Here is a 20,697-nt window from a genome sequence, read left to right on the forward strand (position 1 = left end):
CCGTCCGTCGCTCCGATATCTGTTCGTTTTAGGCTAACCTAAAACTTTGGTTGGGAGACCGGTCGAAACGGAATCCGCTGCTTCGCTTTCGTTCGACACCGAGCCACAAAAGACACCATCCCGCACGGATTGGTCTAACACGAAAACAGCCAATGTCAGGCACGGAGGAACAATTGGGATTCGACCAAAACGTCGATTATCTTGGCCGCGCGATACGCGCCCTCGTTCCGCAGTGGGTCGCGCGACGGAGTATCACGGCACGCGTGACGACCGACGAATCCCGGTACGAAGTCGGCGACGAGATACGAATTACGATCATGTTCGAGAATCGACTGCCGATTCCGATAGTCGTCGAAACCCCGAGACAGCGACTCTGGGGGTGGGACGTCAACGGCGAACTCGAAGCCAGCGACGAGGCCTACTACCTCCGCGACCAACCGAATGTGTTCTACTTCCGCGCACGCGAGAAAAAGCGAACGCAGGTGCGGTGGGACGGCCGATTCGACCGTCGTGACGAATCGTCCCGCATGCCCGCCGACCCCGGCGAGTACACGATTGGTGCGTATCTCGCGACCGAGGAAAGGAAACCCCGCGACGAGACGACAGTCGTTCTACGGTAGCGGGTCGAAACCAGACCCCCCGATTACTGCATCTGTCGACCCTCGACAACGTCGTCGCGGTGGCGGTGACACGCGGCGGCGTGCGGTCCGGTTCCGTACTCCGCGGGAACTTCGTAGTCCGGAATCTGCTTCGCACAGATGCTTTTTTCGGCGAACGACTCGGTCAGTCGCTCCTTCGCGACGTCCCAGTCGTCGGCCAAGATTTGGTCGATTGCGGACGTGATGATGCGTCCCGCTTCGCCGTCGGGTACCCTCCCGTCGAAGAACTCGACCGCGATTTCGGATTCGCCCGCCGGTTCGAACGACCGGCGCTGTACCGCCCGGAGGAAGTTGCGAGTTTGTTCCCACTCCTCGGGCGAAAGCTCGTACTCGGCGGGCGCGATGAGCTTCGGGCACCGCGTTCGGAATCGACAGCCGCTCGGCGGGTCGATGGGACTCGGAACGTCGCCTTCGAGGACGCCGCGGGTTCCGGTTTCGCGCGGGTCTGGAACCGGAATGGATTCCAAAAGCGCCTGCGTGTAGGGGTGCTGTGGGTTCTCGTACAACTCCTCTTTGTCGGCGAGTTCCACCATCTGTCCGAGATACATCACCGCCACGCGGTCGGAGATGTGACGAATGACCGAGAGGTCGTGGGCGATGAACAGGTAGGTCAGTCCGAACTCGTCCTGAAGCGACCGCATCGTGTTGAGCACCTGCGCCTGAATCGAGACGTCGAGCGACGAAACGGGTTCGTCGCAGACGATGAAATCCGGATTCACGCTCAGAGCGCGGGCTAGATTCACCCGCTGGCGCTGGCCGCCCGAAAAGGCGTGCGGATGGCGGTTGTAGTGTTGCGGGTCGAGTCCAACCTTTTCGAGCAGTTCGCGTGCGCGTTCCTCGCGCCCATTCGCGTCGTACATCCCGTGGGCTTTCATCGGTTCCTCCACGATGGGGCCGATTTTCATCCGCGGGTCGAGCGAGGATTGCGGGTCTTGGAAAATCATCTGCATGTCCTTGCGCTGGCTTCGCACCTCCTCGGCGCTCAGGTCGGTTAAATCTCGACCCTTAAACGAGACGGTTCCGTCAGTTGGTTTGAGCAGTCGAAGGATGGTTCGGGCGAGCGTACTCTTTCCGCATCCCGACTCTCCGACCAGTCCCAACGTCTCTCCCTTGTGGATGGTAAACGAAACGTCCTCGACCGCTCGAACCGACTCCTCCTCGCCGAACAACCCGGACAGGAAGCCGCCGCCGTCCGTGAAGTGTTTCGTCAATCCCTCGACTTCGAGGAGCGGTTCGCCCATCGCCGTCTCATCCGCGTCGAGTCGTCCCATCGACATCGAATCGGACATCTCAGTCACCCCCTTTCGACGTGTCGCTGACGAAGTCGCCGGTGATTCCCGCCTTCGCTTGCACCTCTATCGGTTCGCTGAACCAGTATCCGGCGTCGAACTCGTCGTGCTTGATGCACGCCGCCCGGTGCGACTGCGTATCGTGATCGTTCCCGTCGCCGATCTCCCGGCAGTCCGGGTGAACCTCGACGCAGGCTTCCCGGGCGTCGGGACAGCGCGTGTGGAAGCGGCAGCCGCGCGGCGGGTTGATGGCTTCCGGCATCACACCCTTCACGGGTTCCAATTCGTGAACCGTCTGGTCGGGTCGCGGCATCGAGTTCAACAGGGCCTCCGTGTAGGGGTGCTTCGTGTCGTAGAACAGGTCGTCAACCGTGGCCTGCTCCACTATTTCGCCGAGATACATCACGTTGACGCGGTCGCACAGTTCAGCGACGACGCCCATGTCGTGGGTGACCCAGATGAAACTGGTGTCGTATCTGTCCTGCAGTTCGTCCACCAGCGTGAGGATTTGGCCCTCGACGGTCACGTCGAGGGCCGTCGTGGGTTCGTCCGCGATGATGAGGCTCGGTTCGCAGGCCAACGCCATCGCGATGAGGACGCGCTGGCGCATCCCCCCCGAAAATTGGTGGGGGTAGTTATCGTAGCGCGTTTCCGGTTCCGGAATCCCGACCTCGCGCAACATGTGAATCGCCTCCTCCTTCGCCTCTTCCTTCGAGAGGTTTCGATTGATTTCGATGAACTCCCGAAGTTGATTGCCTACCGTGAACACCGGGTTCAGGCTCTCCATCGGGTCTTGGAAGATGATGGCTATTTCCGTGCCCCGAATCCGGCGTCGCATCGCTTCGTTCGAAAGCATATCGTCGCGCGGTTCGAGGTCGCCGCCCGGCCCCTCTTCGAGACCGAAGAGAACGTCGTCTTTGAACCGGACTTCGCCGCCGACGATTTCGCCGGGGTGGTCGATGAGTCGGAGGATGCTCTGGGCGGCGACGCTCTTTCCGGCCCCGCTTTCGCCCACGAGGCCGACGATTTCGCCCTCCCTCACGTCGAAGGAGATGCCATCGACGGCGCGAACGACGCCCTCTTCGGTGAAGAACTGCGTTTTCAGGTCGTCTATCTGGAGTATCGTCTCAGTCATTTTTGGATTTCAGTTTTTGATTCGCGGGTCGAGCGCGTCTCGGAGGCCGTCGCCGAGCAGGTTGAACCCCATCACCGTGATGAGGATGGCGATGCCGGGCCACAGGCTGAACCACGGGTCGGGGAGCATGTAGCCCCGCGACTGGTTCAACATCTGCCCCCACGACGGCGTCGGCGGTTGCGCGCCGAAGCCGAGGAACGAGAGTCCGGCCACGATGAGGATGCTGATGCCCACTTGTAGGGTTGCCTGTACGAGGACGGGCGCGAAACTGTTCGGAATGACGTGCCGGAGGATGATGTTGCGGTCGCGAACGCCAGCAGCCCGCGCCGCCTCGATGTACTCTTCTTCTCGCACGCTGACCACCCGCGACCGAATCAGGCGGGCAAACACAGGAATCGTCGTGATGCCGACGCCGATCATGGCGTAGGTTATATCCCGCCCGAACGCGGCCATGAACGCGATAACCAGCACGAGGAACGGAATCGCGTACAGCGTCTCCACGAAGCGCATCAGCGCGTCGTCTATCCAGCCGCCGTGGTAGCCCGCGACGGCGCCGACGAGGGTGCCACAGACGAGGCCGAAACCGGTTGAAACGATGCCGACCTGCATGGCGATTCGAGTGCCGTACACGAGCCGGACGAGAACGTCGCGTCCGCGATGGTCGGTCCCGAGCGGGTACTGCCACGTCCCCGTTCCGAACGTGTTTTCGATCCCGACGGGCGGAAGGAGGATTCTCGCGTTCGCCGGGTCGTTCACCGGATTGTACCAGAACCGACTTGCGATGGCGTAATCGAGCAGTTTCGCGTCTATCCACGTGAAGATAGCGACGCCGAGAATGAAGCTAATCGTGTAAAAGCCGATTCTCGCGGTCGTATCCTGCCGAACCTGTTCGAGCGTGTATCGCCATCCCACGTGGGATTCGACCGTTTCTCCGGAGTCGTACCCCTCGCTCGACTGCGGTTCGCGGAGGTTGTCTGTTGTAGTTTCGCCTGTTCCCATCGTTAGTCCACCTCGTCGTAGGTCACTCGCGGGTCGATGTACGCGTACGAAAGGTCGGTGAGGATGACGCCGACGACGAACGTCAGGCCGAAAAATACCGTCGTCCCCATGACCAGCGGATAATCCTGATTGTTGATTGCGGTGATGATGAGTCGCCCCATCCCGTTGATGTTAAACACCGTCTCGGTTAGCACCGCCCCGCCGAGCGCCGACGTGAGCTGGAGTCCGACGACGGTGATGACCGGCAGTTGTGCGTTACGGAAAGCGTGTCGTCGGAGTATTTTCCCCTCGGAGACGCCATAGGCTCGCGCCAACTTGACGTACTCCTGCTGGAGGACTTCCAACATCGACGACCGCTCGATTCGCGTAATCGCGGCCATCTGGAGCGTCCCGAGCGAAAGGGTCGGCAAGAGCAGGTGCATCCCCGCCGTCTGGAGGACGTCGAGTCGAGAGGACGCTCCTTCGACCGAACTCGGGTCTGCCCACGGGAGCACCAATCCCGTTGCGGGGAACCAATTCAGGTGGTAAGCGAAGATGATGATGAGCATCAGTCCAATCCAGAACGATGGCGTGCTGACGCCGATGAGTGCGACGACGCGCGAGACGTGGTCAGTCGGTTGGTTCCGTCGTCTGGCGGAGATTATTCCGAGCGGAATTGCGGTCACCAGCGCGAATCCGAAGCTGGATGCCATGAGGAGGAGCGTCACTGGCAGTCGCTCCATGACTTTCGTCACCACGGGCACCCCGTAGTAGATACTCTGTCCGAAATCGCCCTGTGCGATGGCGGTGAGGTAGTTCACGTACCGCACGGGGAGCGGTTCGTCCAGTCCGTACTGCGCCCGGATTTCCTCGACCATCTCGGCGCTCGGGGACGGTCCGAGCATGATTTGGACCGGGTCGCCCGGAATGGCGTTCGTCAGCAAGAACGTGATGGTGACGATACCGACGAGAACCGGAATGGCTTGCAAAGACCGGCGGATCGTGTAGCGGAGGATTCCCATGTATTGTTGGTAACTCGTATCGAAACGGGGGCGGGTGGTTACTGCGACCCGATGGATGCGTTCGTGTAGTCCGTCGAAACCACGAAGCTCAAAACGGGGTGAGCTTTGAACCCGTTGACGTTCCCTTTCATCCCGTAGCTGTTTTTCATGTTGTACGCCGGAAGATGCGCCCGATCTTCCAGCACTTTCGTAATCGCCTCCTGATACAGCTGCTTTCGCTCCTGTCGGTCGGCGGACCGCCGTGCTTGATTGATTTGCTCGTTCACGCCGTTGTAGAAGGTACCGTCCGTCGTCCCGTGTGCTTCTTCCGTGAAGAAGTAGTAGGTGAAGGCGTCGGGATCGGGCGTTCCCGACCAGCCCAGTGTGTACATGTTGTAATCGTTGGGGTCACCTGAGACGTACTGGTCGAGGAACGCACCCCAGTCGAGTCGCTGGACGTTCGCATTGTATCCGGCTTCCTTCAGGCCGTTCGCCACTGTGACGCCCAACTGTTCACGTTTGTCGTCCGGCGGAACGATGATGTTCGCGTTCCAGTTGTCAGGGACGGAGTCGGCATCGTCGAGCATCGTCTTCGCTTGGTCGACGTCTTTTCCGTGGGCGATGTTCTTCCACCGTTCCAGTGGCATTCCCCACTGCTTTGCGATTTGCTCCGGCAGCGGACTGTACTGGCGAACGCCGCTCGGTTCCACGAAGTTCGACACGGCTTGATCCATGTCGAAGCAGTAGTCGATGGCTTCCCGAACCTTGGGGTCGGTCGTCGGCCCGTTCTGACAGTTGAAGGCGAGGTAGAAGTAGCCCATTCCGACGACCGACTCGATGTTCGTGTCGCCCATGTTCTGTACCTGTTGCCACAGTTTCGGCGGGATTTCCTCGATAACGTCGCTTTCGTTCGTTTGGAGGCTCGTCATCCGCGTCGTGGGTTCCTCGATCGGCCTGAACTCGATTTCCGCGAGATTCGGCATCGGTTCGCCCCAATAGTCGTTCCAACGCGTGATTCTGGTGAAATTTCCTTCCTGCCACTCCTCGAACTGGAACGGTCCCGAGCCGACCGGATTCTGTTTGTTGAATTGCTCTTTGTTGTTCTCCCGAACGCTTTTCGGGACGATAGACCACGTCAACGAGTTCATAAACGGACCGTAAGGATATTTCAGGTCGAACTTGACCCGCCGGTCGCCCTCTTTCGAGATGTTCTGTATCATATTCAGCTCGGCGGCGTTCTCCGTCTCCTCGTTGACCGGCGCCTCGAACGAATATTTTACGTCCTCGAAAGTGACCGGGTCGCCGTTTTGGAACTTGATGCCCTCCTGCATCTCGACGATGTACGTCTGCCCGTTGTTCCTGACCTCCGGTTCGCCGGTCGCCATGTGGGGGACGACGTTGATGCCGCTATCATACGTGTACAGTCCCTCGAAAATGCGGTCCGCTACCTGCGCGGAGGGAACGTCGTTGAGGACGATAGGATCGAACTCCAGCGGACTCTTGACCTGTGCGAGCGTCAGCGTGCCGCCGGAATTTGATTGTTGATTTTGCTGGTTCTTTTGACTCCCCGTGCAACCGGCGAGCGCCGCGATACCAGCCCCGCCGAGACCTTGGAGGAGCCGTCGGCGTTTTATCGAATCCGGAATTGTATCGTGTTCAGTCATTGTGTGGTGGGGTCGTGTGTTCGCCGCTCGTTCGAAATCCGCTAATCGTCCCGAGCAACTGTCGCGTCTTTTGACCGAACAAACCATTGTTATTGGGTGGCTGAAAACATCGACCGTGAGCAGTAGCGGCACCCTACTGTAAGTTGTTAACAATAGTTGTGGATATTCGGTACGATGTCGTCTTATGGCTCTTTTCGGCCTCATCGGCGCTTCTGCTCGTTCTTTGACGATAGCACTAAGCGGCGATTCACATACTATATTCTAGAAATTCAAAGACAAATTCGAGGTATCCTGTGGTCGAACCCGAAATGAAGACAACGAAATGAACGGTGGGCGATGCGAGGAGTCGTTCTGAGAGTAGTGACCGCGTTCTCGCCGACGGCGGCCACGATATTTATCCATGAATCAGTTGACGAGGCCTTTGCGTGCGGTCAGTCTGGTGACCGTAACACTCCTCGGTGGCGACGCACCCACCGAAATCGTGAAGTGATGGCCACTGATGCACTGCTGGCGTCGGCGTCGATAATCCTCCTCGGAGCGGTGTCGAAACTTCTCGCCGACAGGTTCGGGGTTCCGAACGTCGTCTTCCTCCTCGGATTCGGTATCCTGTTCGGGCCGGAAGTCATCGGCCTCCTCGACCCGTCGCTGTTCAGCGACGCGCTCTCCACCATCGTTTCGTTGGCGGTCGCAATCATCGTCTTCGAGGGGGCGTTCAGCCTCACGTCCTCCAGAATACGGTCGGCATCGACAGCAACGCTCAGACTCGTGACGCTCGGCTCCGCGATTACGTTTCTCGGATTGGGACTCACGATTCGGTTCCTGCTCGATCTTCAGTGGAGCCTTTCGTTCCTTATCTCCGCGCTTCTCGTTGCCACCGGGCCGACCGTGATAACGCCTATTCTGGAACAGACGGACGTTCGGGAGAACGTCAAAACGACGCTCGAAACCGAAGGCATCGTCAACGACCCCGTCGCGTCCGTGCTCGGTGCCGTTATCTTTAGCGCGGCGGCGCTGGGCGAACGACCGTTCACGCGCGGCGGGCCGGTGGACGAAGAAATCGCTATCGAGTTCGTCACGCAGTTGGGCGTCGGCGTCTTTATCGGCATCCTCACGGCAATCTGCGTGACTTACGTGCTTCGGAATTTTAGCGAAACGCCGCAGAACTCGCGAATCACCGCCATCGCAACGGCCCTGATTTCGTTCGCCATCGCCGACCTGTTCGCCTCGGAGGCGGGGGTCGTTTCGGTCGCGGTCGCCGGACTGCTGGTGGGGAACGCCGACATCCCGTACGAGGCGGAAATCGAAGGGTTCAGCGGCGACATCACGGCAATCGTGTTGAGCGTCGTTTACATCATCCTCGCGTCACTGCTCAGGTTCGAGGAACTCGTCGAGTTTGGACTGGCGGGCGTCGCCGTCGTCCTGATCGCGATGCTGGTCGTTCGACCACTCGGCGTTTTCCTCTCGACGGTTCGCTCCGACTTCACTCGGAACGAACGACTGTTCATCGCCGCGGTGGGTCCGCGGGGAATCATCCCCGCATCGACCGCGACCCTCTTTTCGCTCCAACTGGCGCAAGCCAACGTCGAAAACGCGGAGAGCGTCGTGAGCGTCGTTTTCCTCGTCATTCTCGTCACCGTCGTTCTCGAAGCGGGCGGCGCGCCGTTCATCGCAGACAGACTCGACATCGTACCCATGACGATACTCATCATCGGCGGAAGCCGAATCGGACGAACCCTCGCCGAGAGGCTCGAAACCCGGGGCGAAAACCCCGTTATCATCGAACGCGACGTGGATGTCGTTTCCGAACTCCGGGCGGACGGCTACTCGGTCGTTCACGGCAACGGCGCGACCACCGCCGTTCTCGAAAAAGCGGGCGTCGAAGATGCGAAAATGGTCGTCGCCGCGACGAGCGGCGACGACCAGAATATCCTCGCCTGTCAGACCGCCCGGACGAAATTCGGCGTCGAAAACCTGCTCGCGCAAGTGAACGACCCGACGAACGCGGACGCCTTCGAAGACCTCGGGGTGCGAACCACGACGCCGACGCTCGCCACCGTCGATACGATGGACGACCTCATCCTTCGACCGAGCTTTTTCGCGTGGCTGTCTGGCGTCGGAGAGGAAAACGACGTTACCGAGGTAACCGTCGGTTCGACGTCGGTCGTCGGAAGCGAACTCGGCACCATCGACTTTCCGGACGAAAGTACGACGGTTCTCATTCAGCGCGATGGAAAGTACGTCATCCCGAAACCCGACGTTGTACTGAAAAACGGCGATGTGGTCACGCTTCTTGGAACGACAGATGCCGTTGAGAAAGCAGTGGCGATGCTGTCGGAATAGCGACTATCTCGTGCTCGGTAGTTTCAATTATGATCTTTCAACCAAAGCTTGCATCCATCAAAATGACGAGTTACCGAAAGCGAGTGTACACATAAATTATTTCTTGGAAAAGAGCTATAAGCGAATGGGTTGAAGCGTAGATAGAACCAGCACAACCCCGGTCGGCGTCGATTTCGCCCGCCACCGCGTATCGCCTCGTCGTCGAACTACCAGCATACATATATTAGATCGCCTTCACGCATGAGGCGAATAATATTGGTATATAGCATACGCTGTTCAATGTATCAGTTCATATCGAACTATTGTATTGGCCAAATCGATATATCACTAATATAAGTAGTTTTTACTGAACGACGGCCAGTGCCACCTGAATGACGCGAGACTCAGAGCGACCAACGACCGGGACATCACGACGCAAATTCATCGCACTCACGGGCACTGCAGGTGCCATGGCACTCGCGGGCTGTAGCGGAACCAGTGGAGACGACACGACGGACGGGAACGGCAACAACAGCAACTCGGGTTCGAACAACGGTGACAGTTCGTCAGGCCAACCACTGACCGCGGACGGGTCTTCGACGGTCTACCCCATCACGAGTCAAGCGGGGTCGCTCTGGAACGGAAACGCCCCCGCGTCCGACGGCGAGTACTGGGGTTCAAACGACGAGGGAAGCGTGCCGGGCTGGGACGACATTCAGACGGACAAGAACATGGCCGACTACTGGGCGGGCCTCTACGGCTTCGAACCCAGCGGCGAAGAAGGAACGCCGCCGTTTTTCACCTCCATCGGACTAAACCACACGGGCGTCGGCCTCACCAAACTCGAAAAGGGGCAGGTCGACATCGGCGATGCATCCGCACCGGTTAGCGCCGAGTTCCCCGACCGAAGTGAGTCCGAACTCGAACCGTTCACCGACCACATCGTCGCGGTTGACGCCCAGCCAATCGTCGTGAGCCGTGAAATCTACGACGCTGGCGTCGAGAAACTCACGCTCAAGCAGGTTCAGCAAATCTACCGCGGCGAGATAGAGAACTGGTCGGATGTCGGCGGCCCGAACAAGGAGATTCAGGCAGTTGGTCGTGCTGAAGGCTCCGGAACTGACACGTCCTTCCGCGCCAACGTTCTCGGCGACCCGGGCGCCGACATGGGTGGGACGGACGTTCGAAAGGGCCAGAACCAGCAGGTTGCGGCGCTCGTCGAGAACTCTAACAACGCCATTGCCTACATCGCGCTTGCGTTCGTGGAGGAAGACGGCCCGGTTCCGCCGGTTGCGCTCGAAATTGAAGGAACGACCTATACGTATGGCGACAACCTTGGAAGCCTCGACTACCCGCTCTCGCGCGCGCTTCACTGCTACACGTGGGATGGCACGTCGAAGAAGGAAGCGGCATTCATCCGGATGATTCTCCACGAGTACGGACAGAAGATGTTCGTCGAACCGGCGGACTACTTGACCCTCACGGACGAGGAGCGACAGAAACAGCTCGACAAACTCCCTGAGCCAACGAACTAGTAGCTCACTCGCCTGACCGCCATCGGAATCGAACACGAAACGACCCTCGAATATATTTAAATTTTCAAATATGAAAGTAGAAAAGCAACGTATGGGTGAATGATGACCGGAGAGACATCGCTCTCCGAATCGGTTCACGATACCGTAGACGACCGTGGGGCCGTACTGACACAGGCACTCGGCGCGATACTGCTTATCGCGTCGTTCGTCGGATTTGTCATGGGATCGCAGTTCACGGTGTTCGCAATAATCGGATTCCTGTTCACCGTGGCCTATGGATGGGTCGAACAGCAGGCGGCGACTGCTCGGGCGCTGACGTTACTCGCCACCATCTCAACCGTGTTGATACTCTCACTCATCACGGTGTTCCTCTTCATTAAGGCGTTTCCCATCCTCACCCGGATGGGAATCCGCCTCTTCGCCCTCGAAGAGCCGGTAACCATCTTTGGCACGACGGTGTGGCCGGGCGTCGAGAACTTCTGGAACACGGGTGGAAACGTCTACGCGCTCACGCCGATGATTTGGGGAACGTTGGTGACGACGGCCATCGCGATGTGCATCGCCGCCCCCCTCGGCATCGCGGGGGCGTTGTTCATCAGCGAAATCGCACCCGCAAGCGTTCGGGAGGTCGTCAAGCCCGGTATCGAAATTCTCGCGGGTATTCCATCCATCGTGTACGGTTACCTCGGATACGTGACGCTGAACAGCTATCTCATGGAACATATCTCCCTTCCGAACTTCGGGAGCTTGTTCCTCGTCGGGTTGGTTATCGGGCTGATGGCGCTCCCAACGGTCGTCTCCGTCGCCGAGGATGCCCTGTCGAGCGTTCCTCACCCGATGAAGGACGGTTCGCTGGCGCTCGGTGTCACCGACTGGCAGACGATGAAAGGAATTTCCATTCCCGCGGCCTTCTCGGGCGTCTCGGCGGCCGTCCTCCTCGGCGTGGGTCGAGCCATCGGCGAGACGATGGCCGCGACGGTCATCCTCGGCCACAACCAACGACTTCCGGAACCACTGTACGACGTTTTCGGCAACACTGAGACGCTGACGAGCCTCATTGCGAGTCAGTACGGCAACGCCCACGGGCTTCACATGCAAGCCCTGTTCGCGGCCGGTGTCGTGCTGTTCGTCGTCGTGATGATAATCAGCACCGTCTCACAGCTCATCGAGAAGCGGATGAAACGCAAGCTGGGTGGTGACACATGAGCGGCGCACACGAGCGCGGGACGGCACTCGTAGACGGCGAAAAGAGCATCCTCGAATGGCTCTCGTACGGAATCATAACGCTCGGTGTCGTCACGCCGGTCCTGACCGCGACGACGTTCCTCCGCGAAACGACGTCGCTGTTTGGCATCGGTCTGTTGGACGTGTTCGCACTGCTGACCGCCCTCATCGGTTTCGGAGTTCTCGGAATCGGCGTCGGTTCGTGGAGCGGTCGGTTCGAGACGATGCCGGACGAACGAACCGGTGTGACGACGGGCGTCGGATTTGGTATCGTAGCGGTGGTCGCGGCGGGGCTGGCTGCTTCCCAACTGGTCGGTGTCGGTGTTGTCGTCTGGGTGCCTGTCGCCCTCGTCGTTGGTCTCATCGTGGCAGTTGGCGTACTCGTTACCCGCGAAGACCTCGGGACGACGGTGCCGGTTGGAGTGTTCGCCCTTGGCATTACCGGACTCGTCTTCGGCGACGTGCTCACCGCGAGTTGGTCGTGGGAACCCTCCGGCCTCTCGGCGGCGTTCCCGGGCTATTTGGTGGTTCCGGCACTTGCCGGTGTGACCGGACTGCTCGGCGCGTGGGCCGGTTCCCTGGCGAGCGAGGGATTCGGAAGCCGCGGTCGTCAGCGCGGTGCGTTCGCACTCATCGGACTCAGTGCGGTCGCAATGTTGGCGGTCCTGGCGATGCTGCTCCTGTTCATCGGACGACAGGGATTCGGCCACGCATTCAGCGAGTTCAGCGTCGGAATCGGCCCGGCGGTCATCCCCGTGGTGAACGCCGAAATACCGTTCGTTCGAATACAGATGCCGTTCGTCACCAACGGATACACGTTCCGTCCGGACGAAATCAACGGCATCTTCCCGGCCGTCGTCGGAACCGTCTGGGTCGTCGTCGGGGCCGTCCTCGTCGGCGTACCGCTCGCCGTCGCCGCGGCGGTTTTCCTCACGGAATACGCCGAGCAGGGCCGGTTCACGCAAGTCGTCGAAATTGCGACTAACGGACTCTGGAGTACACCCAGCGTCGTGTTCGGCTTGTTCGGCTACGCCTTTTTGGTTCCGCGACTCGGCAACGACACGTCGCTACTCGCGGGGATGCTCGTTCTCGGGTTCATGCTCATCCCGCTCGTGCTCATCACGAGCAGAGAGGCGGTGTTGGCTGTTCCGGACGAGTACCGAGACGCAAGCGCCGCACTTGGCGTCAGCCAGTGGGAAACCATCAAGAGCGTCGTTCTCCCGGCGGCGATGCCAGGTATCCTCACGGGCGTCATCCTCGGTGTCGGTCGCATTGCTGGCGAGACGGCACCGATTTTGTTGGTGATGGCTGGTGGACTACGCGATTCGGCACCGAAGGTGCTCGGGTCGTTCGAGTTCTCTTCGGTACCTCCCTTCGTCACTAACGACGCGCTCCTTGCGAGCGCACCGACGCTTCCCTACCAACTGTACGCGAGTATCACCGCCGGAGTGAGTGGTGAGAACGCCGAGGCGTTCGGATGGGGGACGGCCTTCGTGCTGTTGTTGGTCGTCCTCTCGTTCTACGCCGTCGGAATCGGGACGCGAATCTACTTCAGGAGGAAACTACAGCAATGAGTAAAAATGCACTACAGTCAACGGAGACGACGCAGCGCCAGCAAACCACCACGTCCGGCGAGAGTACCGAGCAACTCCGCGATGAGTGGACCGACTACGAGTTTGCGGGAGACTCGAAACTCTCCGTCGAGGGACTGAACGTCCACTACGGCGACGAGCACGCCCTCAAGGATATCTCAATGGAGATTCCGGAACGGAGCGTTACCGCCCTCGTTGGGCCGTCCGGCTGTGGTAAATCAACGTTCCTGCGCTGTCTCAACCGGATGAACGACCGGATTAACAGCGCCCAAATCGACGGTTCCGTCCGCCTCGATGGCGAGGAAATCTATCAGGATAACGCCAATCTGGTCGAACTCAGAAAGCGCGTCGGGATGGTATTTCAGGCACCGAACCCGTTTCCGAAGTCGATTCGTGATAACGTCTCGTATGGCCCGCGCAAGCACGGCGAAATCAAAACTGGCCTTATCGCACGATTGCTCGGTGAAGCCAACGAAGATGAAGAAGACGAACTTGTCGAACGAGCGCTACGGAACGCCGCGCTCTGGGACGAAGTGAGTGATCGCCTCGACGACAACGCAATGGGGCTTTCGGGCGGCCAGCAACAACGCCTCTGCACCGCCCGCTGTCTCGCCACCGACCCGGAGGTCATCCTGATGGACGAACCCGCGAGTGCGCTTGACCCCATCGCAACTGCGAAAATCGAAGACCTGGTGGACGACCTCTCCGAGGAGTACACCGTCGTCGTCGTGACCCACAACATGCAACAGGCGGCCCGAATCTCCGACCAGACGGCTGTCTTCCTGACCGGCGGCGAACTCGTGGAGTACGACGAGACGGGGAAAATATTCGAGAATCCCGAAAGTCAGCGCGTCGAAGATTACGTCAGCGGCAAGTTCGGATAACGGTGAGTCAGGCATGGAAACGAGAAAAGTCCAATACACGGGAAGTTCGACGACGATTTCCCTGCCGAAGGAGTGGGCCGACGAACACGGCGTCGAAGCCGGGATGCAGTTGGCGCTCTACCCCGCCGAGAACGGCGAGTTGATAATCGGTGCCGAACAGACCGACGACGGCGACCCGCCGGAGGTCTGCGTTGAAGGACGCTCCGCGACGGTCGTCCAACAGACGGTGAAGTCGCTGTACGCCATCGGCAACGACACGTTTACCCTCACGGCAGATGGCGGATTCGACCGGGAGCAACGCCGTGCCGCCGCGAGGGCGGCGACCAACTTGGTCGGATTGGAGGTGCGAAACGAGTCCGAGACGGAACTCGTGCTCACCACCGTATTCGACGCCGCGGCGGTATCCATCGAACGAACGGTGCTCCAACTCCAGTATACCACACTCTCGATGCATCAGGACGCCATCCACGGACTCATCGACGGAAACGAAGAACGTGCCAACAGGGTGGCAAAGCGATGGAATGACGCCGAAAGGCGGTTTCTCGTCGCCGAGAACTGTTTCCAGCGGACGCTCACTGATGTCGAACAACTCGACCGCCTCGGACACTCGCGCCCGGACATCTTCGACCAGTACGCGACGGCGCGACATCTCGCGGACGTTGGAGAGCAAGCCCAACGAATCGCAACGCTGGTTGGAAGCGAAGCGATGGTCGAAAAACCGTGGCCCGACGAGTTTGAACGATTCGCCAGAGAGTCACGACACCTCACCGAACAGGCCGTTGACGACGTTTTGAGCTCGGACGAACCACCATACGAGACGGTACGAACCTGTCGGAAACTCGTCGATGATATCTCCGAACTGCGGCGACGGCTGTATCGGGAAAACGAAGTGACGTATGGACGATCAGTTGCTGTTGGCTCCCTCGAACGGACGGCGAGAGAGGCAGTGAAAATCGCGGAACGGGCGGTACAGGCGTCGCTTCGCCGGTAGCGAGGAAACTGCGCAGTTGGTCTGTTACTGACTTTTGCCGGACTACTGCCCGTCGAACGCCGAGCGAAGCGTCCACTCTCCCGAATCGAAAAACGGCGACCCGGAATAGCCCGCACCCCGCCAGAGCGCGTCGATGGGGTCGGCCAGTTCGGTTCGAACGTCTGCGTCGAAGTTCGACAGGCTGACGGGAAACGGCGCGAGTATCTCTTCGGCGATTCGTCCCGCGTCGTCCGACTTCCGGTCGTTCGAATCGAGTAACCAACCGCCGACGCCGTACATCGTGAGCGTAACGTGAATCGGTGCCATCTGTTGATGATACGCGAGGACGCGGAGATACCGCCGAACGCACCGCGTCAGGTCGAGTTCGAGGGTGCGGCCATCGAGTCGTTTCGCTTCCCGTCGGGTCGGTTCGTTTTGGTTCGATTCGTTTTCCTCCCACATCCCGTCGAATGGAATCGCCGAGGCGGATTCGATGACGCCGTTCGAAAAGAGGTGTGTGTAGCCGACGCAGTCGTCTTCACGCTCGTCTGCCGACTCGCGCTTGACGTAGGCACCGAATCCGTCGGCGGTCCACGTTCCGCGTGCGTCATGATTGCCGAGTACCGGCAGTTGCGTCGGTCGCGATGGGTTGGCTTCCGGCAGTATCGAGTGTTCCGCGAGGTCGATGGCGTAGCCGTCGTCGTAGACGGCGTCCGGGACGACGTGAACGACGATTCCCCGCGGTACGTCGAAATCGAAGTAGCCCTCACCCTCGCTGATTGTTTCGAGGCGGTGTTCGTGGAGCGCCGTCGCCTGTTCGTTCGACCCACCGGCGTATTTCGCCGCCATGACCGCGTCTCGATAGCTCATCCAGTGTCGAATAGCTGTCCGCGGACGTGGTTAAGTGAACTGGTACGCGGAATCGGAGAGAGCCGTTCACTTTTTCGGCTCCCTATGCTACTCCCCGAACTCGTCTATGCGCCCGTGAACGTATGCACACCACTCGTCTAGCGTCTGGTGCATCAGGTCTTTTGCGTCTTCAAGCGGCGTCGGTTCGTGTCGGTAGACGTGGCCGCCGCCGTCGAGGAGGTGGCGTCGTCTGCTGGCCAATCCTTTCTCTCGCAGGGTCGCTAACGACCGCGAAACGTTGCTTCGGTCGCGGTCGGTTTCGGCGGCTAGCTCCTCGGTTGTGCTGTTTGGCTGTTCCAACAGCACGCGATACGTGTGGCTCTCGTGGGGTTGGATGGAGAACACGCAGGTCATCACGTTCTCGAAACTCGGTTCGTCGCCGAGCATCAGGGTTCGAAACCGCTGTGGGTCGGGGTCGCTCATGTGTGAATCATACACATAATTCCTGATAAAATCCGGAGTTACTTCGAACTCACCCCGGTCGTCGGTCATCCTGGTCGTGCGGGGCGAACGCACGTGCGTTCGCCCCGCACGCGCGCCAAATCGCCTTATTCAAGATTGGAGTACACTCATCTGCAATGGCGACAGAGACTACCACGGAATCAGCGACGGACGTATCGACTTATCGGGAAAACGCATGGCAGTCTGGCGTCCTCTCAGGACTCATCGCAGGTGCCGTGATGGGCGTCATGCTGACGATGCAGATGCGGCCCGTCATCGAACACGCCATCCCGTCCCTATGGGGCCTTGACGGCGGAGCCGCCGGATGGACGATTCACATGATAAACTCCGCCATCTTCGGTGTGCTGTTCGCCGCGATGGTGTCGCTCACTGGCCTCCGTAGTTCGGCCGATTCGGTCGGAAAATCGGCCGCAATCGGCGTCGGCTACGGCGTCCTCGTTTGGGTCGTCGCCGCCGTCATCGTGATGCCGATTTGGTTACAGGCGGTCGGCTTTCCGATGGCTCCGAGTCTGCCGAACGTAAGCATGCAGAGTCTGATTGGCCACGTCGTATTCGGGGCTGTTCTCGGTGCGCTGTACCCGGTTATCCGAAATCGGTGATGGTTCTGTAGTCTTCCAATCGACACCACGTTTTCACGCCGACGCCGACTGACGTGCTGCTGGAGATTCCAATTCGCACGAGACGGGAATCGTGCGGTTTCATCACTCTAACGATACGTCTCGTCCAGATGCGCAAGCAATTCATCCACCGTTTCCGGGTTGTACGTCCAGAACCCGTAGAACTGGCCGGGGTCGCGCTCTTCCGCCAGCAGTGCGCATTTCTGTAACGAATCCCCGCCGCCGTCGTACACTAAAAACCACGTCTCGCCTGTTTCGGCCGTTCCGTTTCCGTGAAACGTCGTGTTCCGCATTTCGAACGAGTTCCACTCCCCGCGTCCGTAGATGTGGATGTCGAGAGCGGTTTCGTCGGCGAGTCGTGAGTACACCGGAACCTGCGAGCGAAACGCGGACGGCGACTGAAAGCCGACGTGGAGTTCGCCCTCCCCGACTCGCCACGTGCGGTCTTCGATTTCCCGACTCGTCGCGAGCATCTGGCGTCGGTCGAACGAGGCGAACAGCGTTCTATCGAGGAGAGAGAGCAGGTCGCGGAACGACGACGGGTCTACCTCGTCGCTCCACGGGACGGAAATCGGTGGGGTGAGAAATTCCCTGAGCGCCTGAACCCCTATCGTTCCCCTGAACTCCTCGTCGTCTCGAATGACGAGAAACTCGTCCCGACCGACGCTCGGAAGTCGTTTGTACTGAACCGTGACGTTCTTCGTTTCGAACTGCTCCGCGAGGTCAGTATCCGGGTCGGCGGTGTACACTACGAGCGTCTTTTGTTCCCGCTCGACCGCCGCGATTTGCTCTTGAAAGGTCATCGGCTACGACTCGAAGTTCGGTTCCGGTGTGTTTTGGCGCTCGTTCTTCCGTGCCCATTCGATGATTCGACCGACGGAGGGCGCCAACTCCCCGAGCGAGAGCAGTTCCGTTTGTTCGTCGTAGTGGACGAGACCCGCTTCCCGCAACACCGGAATGTGCACTTCACGCAGTTCGATACGTATCCGTTTTCGGTCGTCGGGTGTTGCCATTCGGTACTCGCCCGCGTAAATCCATCCGGTGAGAATATCCGCTAGTTCGTCCTCGAACACGCGCCCCCATTCCGTGAGGAGGTACAGCGCGTATCGGCGGTGGGTCTCCGCCAGCGCTCGATAGACGCTGTCGTCTATCGACGTATCCAACAGAACTCCCCAATCGTCCTCTCCCATGGTGAACACCCCGTGCTCGTTCGGGATGAACGTCAGTAAAGGTTGTGTCTAGTGATACCATGGGGCAGTATCCCGCGCGGCGCTCAGTTCAGTTTGACGGCCAGATAGCGACTCACCGCGAAAAGCACGCCGCTCGCCACGAACGAAAGGAGCGAAACGGTGGCCACGCTCAGTTCGGTTCCGGACGGGTCGAACGGCCCCTGTTTTCCCGCCGTCGAATACTGCTGGAGGGTTTCGACGCCCGAGAATCCGAGCAGGAAGAAGCCGAGCGTGATTCCAAGGAGCAGGGCACCGCCGACGAATCCGTAGAACGACGCCATTTCCTCGGCGCTGAGGAGTTGTCGCATCCGACGTTCGCTCAACGTGGACTCTCCGCGGAGAATCGCGCCAGCGACCGCGACGTGTCCGACCGCGGTTCCAAGTTCGAGCAGGAGGACGAGCGCGCCCGGCATCAGAACCGTCGGCGAGGACGAAAGCGGGTCGCCACCCGGAAACAACGCGGCGACCGCTGAAGGATATGCCAGCGTGATGGGCGCGACGAGCGCCAACGCGAGCAGGAGGGCGCTCTGCCACGCCAGTTTCGTCGGAATCGGTTGGTCGAAGATGCTGTGCCGACGGACGCGCAGTCGCTCGTACTTCGAGCCGTTGAGAATGACGTCCGTAATGTCGTCATCGATGTAGTCTGTCTGTCCCGTCACGGTACGCACCCAAATGCAGGTGTTTTCCATCGCTATTCACTTCTGGGATATACCGTTATCGGAACGCCTATCGGCCATTTTTCGGACAGTAGTGGTGACACAAAAATCGCGTGTCGGGACTCGTTGCCGGACGTAGGTCGAATCAAACCGATGGACTCCGAACCCGACCAAAATTCACCGGAGGTGAACCACTAATGTCACTGCCGACGATGTTGCTATCAAATGACTCACTACGATTCTATCGTCGTCGGTGTCGGCGCTGGTTTTTCGAGCCACAGATTTAAACTGTCGAGCGCGATTGGTGAGATTCTGGCCGAACTGGCCGTCGAGGGCGAGAACCGTCACGACATCGATTTATTTTCGCTCAATCGGTTTCGCTGAAACCGATTGAGCGAATCGGCTCACCGAAACCGCTTCACGCTAAACTGTTCCAATTCCATCGGCTCGCCGAAAATCGCATCCGCCACGAGTTTTCCGCTGTACGGGCCGAGTTGGAGGCCCGTCGCCCCGTGGCCGGTCGCCAGATGAACTCCTTCGACGGTCGGAATCGAACCCAACACGGGCAGTTGGTCGGCGGAACGCGGCCTGAGTCCGATTCGAATGTCGGCGATTTCTGCATCTTCCAGTCCGGGCGCGACGCGAAGCGCTTCCGACAGCACCTCGTGGACGCCGCCCGCCGTGGTTCGCGGTTCGAATCCCGAATCGACCTCCCGGGTCGCGCCGACGACGACTCGGTTGTCCGACCACGGAACCATGTAGTGCCCGCGGAACGCGCCCACGATGGGCCAGTTTTCGGTGTCGGTTTCGTGCAGGTCGAGGTGGATGATTTGGCCGCGCTGCGGTTCGACCGGAATCGAAACGCCGAGCGATTCTTCGAACCGTCGTGACCACGCGCCGCCAGCGACGACGACGTTTTCGGCGTCGTCGCTGCCGCCGTCCGCGGTTTCGACGCCCGTGACGGTTCCGTCTTCGTGGGTAATGCGTGTCACGTCTCTCTCTACGACGGTAAGGCCGTGGCGTTCTCCCGCGCGAAGCAGCGCCGCGGTGAACGTTCGAGCGTCCACCCTCGCCGCGTCGCTGTAGGCGCGACACCGCTTCGTCGGTGCGAGCGCCGGGAATTTCGCCTGTGCTTCGTCCGAGGATCGTTCGGTCGTCGTTCCGGGTTTCGGCTCTCCGTACTTCTCCTGTCGGTTCTCGATGCGCTCGGTGGCGTCGTCGAACGCCGCCACCTCGTCGTCGTCCACGGCGACCGAGAGGAGTTCGCAGTTCGAATACCCCGTATCGCCGTCCTGTTCGTCGGTCAATCGGTCGTTCAGCGTCGGGTAGTAGGCCGCGGCGTCGAGCGCGAACTCGAACCAGACGGACGAGGCGGTTCGACTGCTCGTCGCTGGCGAGATGATTCCCGCACCCGCATCGGTCGCGCGCCCCGGGTCGTGTCGGTCGATGAGGAGCGTTTCGGCGTCGTTCCGCGCGAGATGGTACGCGACGGACGCGCCGACGATGCCGCCTCCGACGACGATGGCGTCGTACATGATTCGGCAACAATCGTCCCGGCAGTGACTCGGTTATAT

20 protein-coding genes are annotated in these 20,697 nt (G+C 59.8%); 9 read left to right on the forward strand and 11 right to left on the reverse strand.

Annotation, left to right across the window (positions count from 1 at the left end; genetic code table 11):
• Nucleotides 1–152 precede the first annotated feature (152 nt).
• Nucleotides 153–620, forward strand: a complete 468-nt coding sequence (locus LIX15_RS16250) for a DUF7974 family protein (protein ID WP_227774200.1) — start codon at nucleotides 153–155, stop codon at nucleotides 618–620.
• A gap of 23 nt (nucleotides 621–643) precedes the next feature.
• Here the strand turns inward: LIX15_RS16250 and LIX15_RS33100 are convergent, their stop codons facing one another.
• From LIX15_RS33100 to LIX15_RS16275, 5 genes are read right to left on the reverse strand one after another with little or no spacing between them, the layout of a single operon-like run.
• Nucleotides 644–1,948 (reverse strand): ABC transporter ATP-binding protein, encoded by a 1,305-nt coding sequence (locus LIX15_RS33100; RefSeq protein ID WP_303657532.1) that lies wholly within the window; start codon nucleotides 1,946–1,948, stop codon nucleotides 644–646.
• Nucleotide 1,949: 1 nt separating this feature from the next.
• Complete coding sequence (locus LIX15_RS16260; RefSeq protein WP_227774201.1) at nucleotides 1,950–3,083, reverse strand: ABC transporter ATP-binding protein; 1,134 nt, start codon at nucleotides 3,081–3,083, stop codon at nucleotides 1,950–1,952.
• A gap of 9 nt (nucleotides 3,084–3,092) precedes the next feature.
• Nucleotides 3,093–4,082, reverse strand: coding sequence for an ABC transporter permease (locus LIX15_RS16265; RefSeq protein WP_227774202.1), 990 nt, complete (start codon nucleotides 4,080–4,082; stop codon nucleotides 3,093–3,095).
• A gap of 2 nt (nucleotides 4,083–4,084) precedes the next feature.
• Nucleotides 4,085–5,083: an ABC transporter permease gene (locus tag LIX15_RS16270; RefSeq protein ID WP_227774203.1), complete on the reverse strand. Its 999-nt coding sequence runs from the start codon at nucleotides 5,081–5,083 to the stop codon at nucleotides 4,085–4,087.
• A gap of 38 nt (nucleotides 5,084–5,121) precedes the next feature.
• A complete protein-coding gene (locus tag LIX15_RS16275; RefSeq protein WP_227774204.1) occupies nucleotides 5,122–6,726 on the reverse strand; it encodes an ABC transporter substrate-binding protein in 1,605 nt (534 codons plus the stop codon).
• 489 nt (nucleotides 6,727–7,215) lie between these two features.
• Here LIX15_RS16275 and LIX15_RS16280 point away from each other — a divergent pair, with 489 nt between their 5' ends.
• From LIX15_RS16280 to LIX15_RS16305, 6 genes are all read left to right on the forward strand, one after another.
• Nucleotides 7,216–9,066 carry a cation:proton antiporter domain-containing protein gene (locus LIX15_RS16280; RefSeq protein ID WP_227774205.1) on the forward strand — a complete coding sequence of 617 codons (1,851 nt, stop codon included), beginning with the start codon at nucleotides 7,216–7,218 and terminating at the stop codon, nucleotides 9,064–9,066.
• Between the two features lie 371 nt (nucleotides 9,067–9,437).
• Nucleotides 9,438–10,580 carry a PstS family phosphate ABC transporter substrate-binding protein gene (locus tag LIX15_RS16285; RefSeq protein ID WP_227774206.1) on the forward strand — a complete coding sequence of 381 codons (1,143 nt, stop codon included), beginning with the start codon at nucleotides 9,438–9,440 and terminating at the stop codon, nucleotides 10,578–10,580.
• 102 nt (nucleotides 10,581–10,682) lie between these two features.
• Complete coding sequence (pstC, locus tag LIX15_RS16290) at nucleotides 10,683–11,786, forward strand: phosphate ABC transporter permease subunit PstC (RefSeq protein WP_227774207.1); 1,104 nt, start codon at nucleotides 10,683–10,685, stop codon at nucleotides 11,784–11,786.
• Complete coding sequence (pstA, locus tag LIX15_RS16295; RefSeq protein ID WP_227774208.1) at nucleotides 11,783–13,378, forward strand: phosphate ABC transporter permease PstA; 1,596 nt, start codon at nucleotides 11,783–11,785, stop codon at nucleotides 13,376–13,378. The genes pstC and pstA overlap by 4 nt, the downstream gene beginning before the upstream one ends.
• On the forward strand, nucleotides 13,375–14,280 hold the full coding sequence (gene pstB / locus LIX15_RS16300) for a phosphate ABC transporter ATP-binding protein PstB (protein WP_227774209.1): 906 nt from the start codon (nucleotides 13,375–13,377) through the stop codon (nucleotides 14,278–14,280). The genes pstA and pstB overlap by 4 nt, the downstream gene beginning before the upstream one ends.
• Before the next feature lie 13 nt (nucleotides 14,281–14,293).
• The gene (locus LIX15_RS16305; RefSeq protein WP_227774210.1) at nucleotides 14,294–15,271 is read left to right on the forward strand and encodes an AbrB/MazE/SpoVT family DNA-binding domain-containing protein; all 978 of its coding nucleotides are present in this window, start codon (nucleotides 14,294–14,296) and stop codon (nucleotides 15,269–15,271) included.
• A 42-nt stretch (nucleotides 15,272–15,313) separates the two neighbouring features.
• On the opposite strand, the gene LIX15_RS16310 is transcribed toward LIX15_RS16305, so the two are convergent.
• Together LIX15_RS16310 and LIX15_RS16315 are read right to left on the reverse strand one after the other, a co-directional pair.
• Nucleotides 15,314–16,120 carry a hypothetical protein gene (locus LIX15_RS16310; protein ID WP_227774211.1) on the reverse strand — a complete coding sequence of 269 codons (807 nt, stop codon included), beginning with the start codon at nucleotides 16,118–16,120 and terminating at the stop codon, nucleotides 15,314–15,316.
• An 87-nt stretch (nucleotides 16,121–16,207) separates the two neighbouring features.
• Nucleotides 16,208–16,582: a helix-turn-helix domain-containing protein gene (locus LIX15_RS16315; protein WP_227774212.1), complete on the reverse strand. Its 375-nt coding sequence runs from the start codon at nucleotides 16,580–16,582 to the stop codon at nucleotides 16,208–16,210.
• A 155-nt stretch (nucleotides 16,583–16,737) separates the two neighbouring features.
• Between LIX15_RS16315 and LIX15_RS16320 the strand changes: the two genes are divergently transcribed.
• The gene (locus tag LIX15_RS16320; protein WP_227774213.1) at nucleotides 16,738–17,220 is read left to right on the forward strand and encodes a histidine kinase; all 483 of its coding nucleotides are present in this window, start codon (nucleotides 16,738–16,740) and stop codon (nucleotides 17,218–17,220) included.
• A gap of 107 nt (nucleotides 17,221–17,327) precedes the next feature.
• On the opposite strand, the gene LIX15_RS16325 is transcribed toward LIX15_RS16320, so the two are convergent.
• From LIX15_RS16325 to LIX15_RS16335, 3 genes are all read right to left on the reverse strand, one after another.
• Entirely contained in the window at nucleotides 17,328–18,041 is a 714-nt protein-coding gene (locus LIX15_RS16325) for a DICT sensory domain-containing protein (RefSeq protein ID WP_227774214.1), read from the reverse strand.
• Nucleotides 18,042–18,044: 3 nt separating this feature from the next.
• The gene (locus tag LIX15_RS16330) at nucleotides 18,045–18,428 is read right to left on the reverse strand and encodes a DUF7344 domain-containing protein (RefSeq protein ID WP_227774215.1); all 384 of its coding nucleotides are present in this window, start codon (nucleotides 18,426–18,428) and stop codon (nucleotides 18,045–18,047) included.
• 83 nt (nucleotides 18,429–18,511) lie between these two features.
• Nucleotides 18,512–19,126 (reverse strand): hypothetical protein, encoded by a 615-nt coding sequence (locus tag LIX15_RS16335; protein ID WP_227774216.1) that lies wholly within the window; start codon nucleotides 19,124–19,126, stop codon nucleotides 18,512–18,514.
• A 222-nt stretch (nucleotides 19,127–19,348) separates the two neighbouring features.
• Between LIX15_RS16335 and LIX15_RS16340 the strand changes: the two genes are divergently transcribed.
• A complete protein-coding gene (locus LIX15_RS16340; RefSeq protein WP_227774217.1) occupies nucleotides 19,349–19,507 on the forward strand; it encodes a hypothetical protein in 159 nt (52 codons plus the stop codon).
• A 20-nt stretch (nucleotides 19,508–19,527) separates the two neighbouring features.
• Here the strand turns inward: LIX15_RS16340 and LIX15_RS16345 are convergent, their stop codons facing one another.
• The gene (locus LIX15_RS16345) at nucleotides 19,528–20,658 is read right to left on the reverse strand and encodes an NAD(P)/FAD-dependent oxidoreductase (RefSeq protein WP_227774218.1); all 1,131 of its coding nucleotides are present in this window, start codon (nucleotides 20,656–20,658) and stop codon (nucleotides 19,528–19,530) included.
• Between the last annotated feature and the right edge of the window lie 39 nt (nucleotides 20,659–20,697).

It is taken from the genome of Haladaptatus pallidirubidus (genome assembly GCF_020700235.1).
Lineage (GTDB): Archaea > Halobacteriota > Halobacteria > Halobacteriales > Haladaptataceae > Haladaptatus > Haladaptatus pallidirubidus.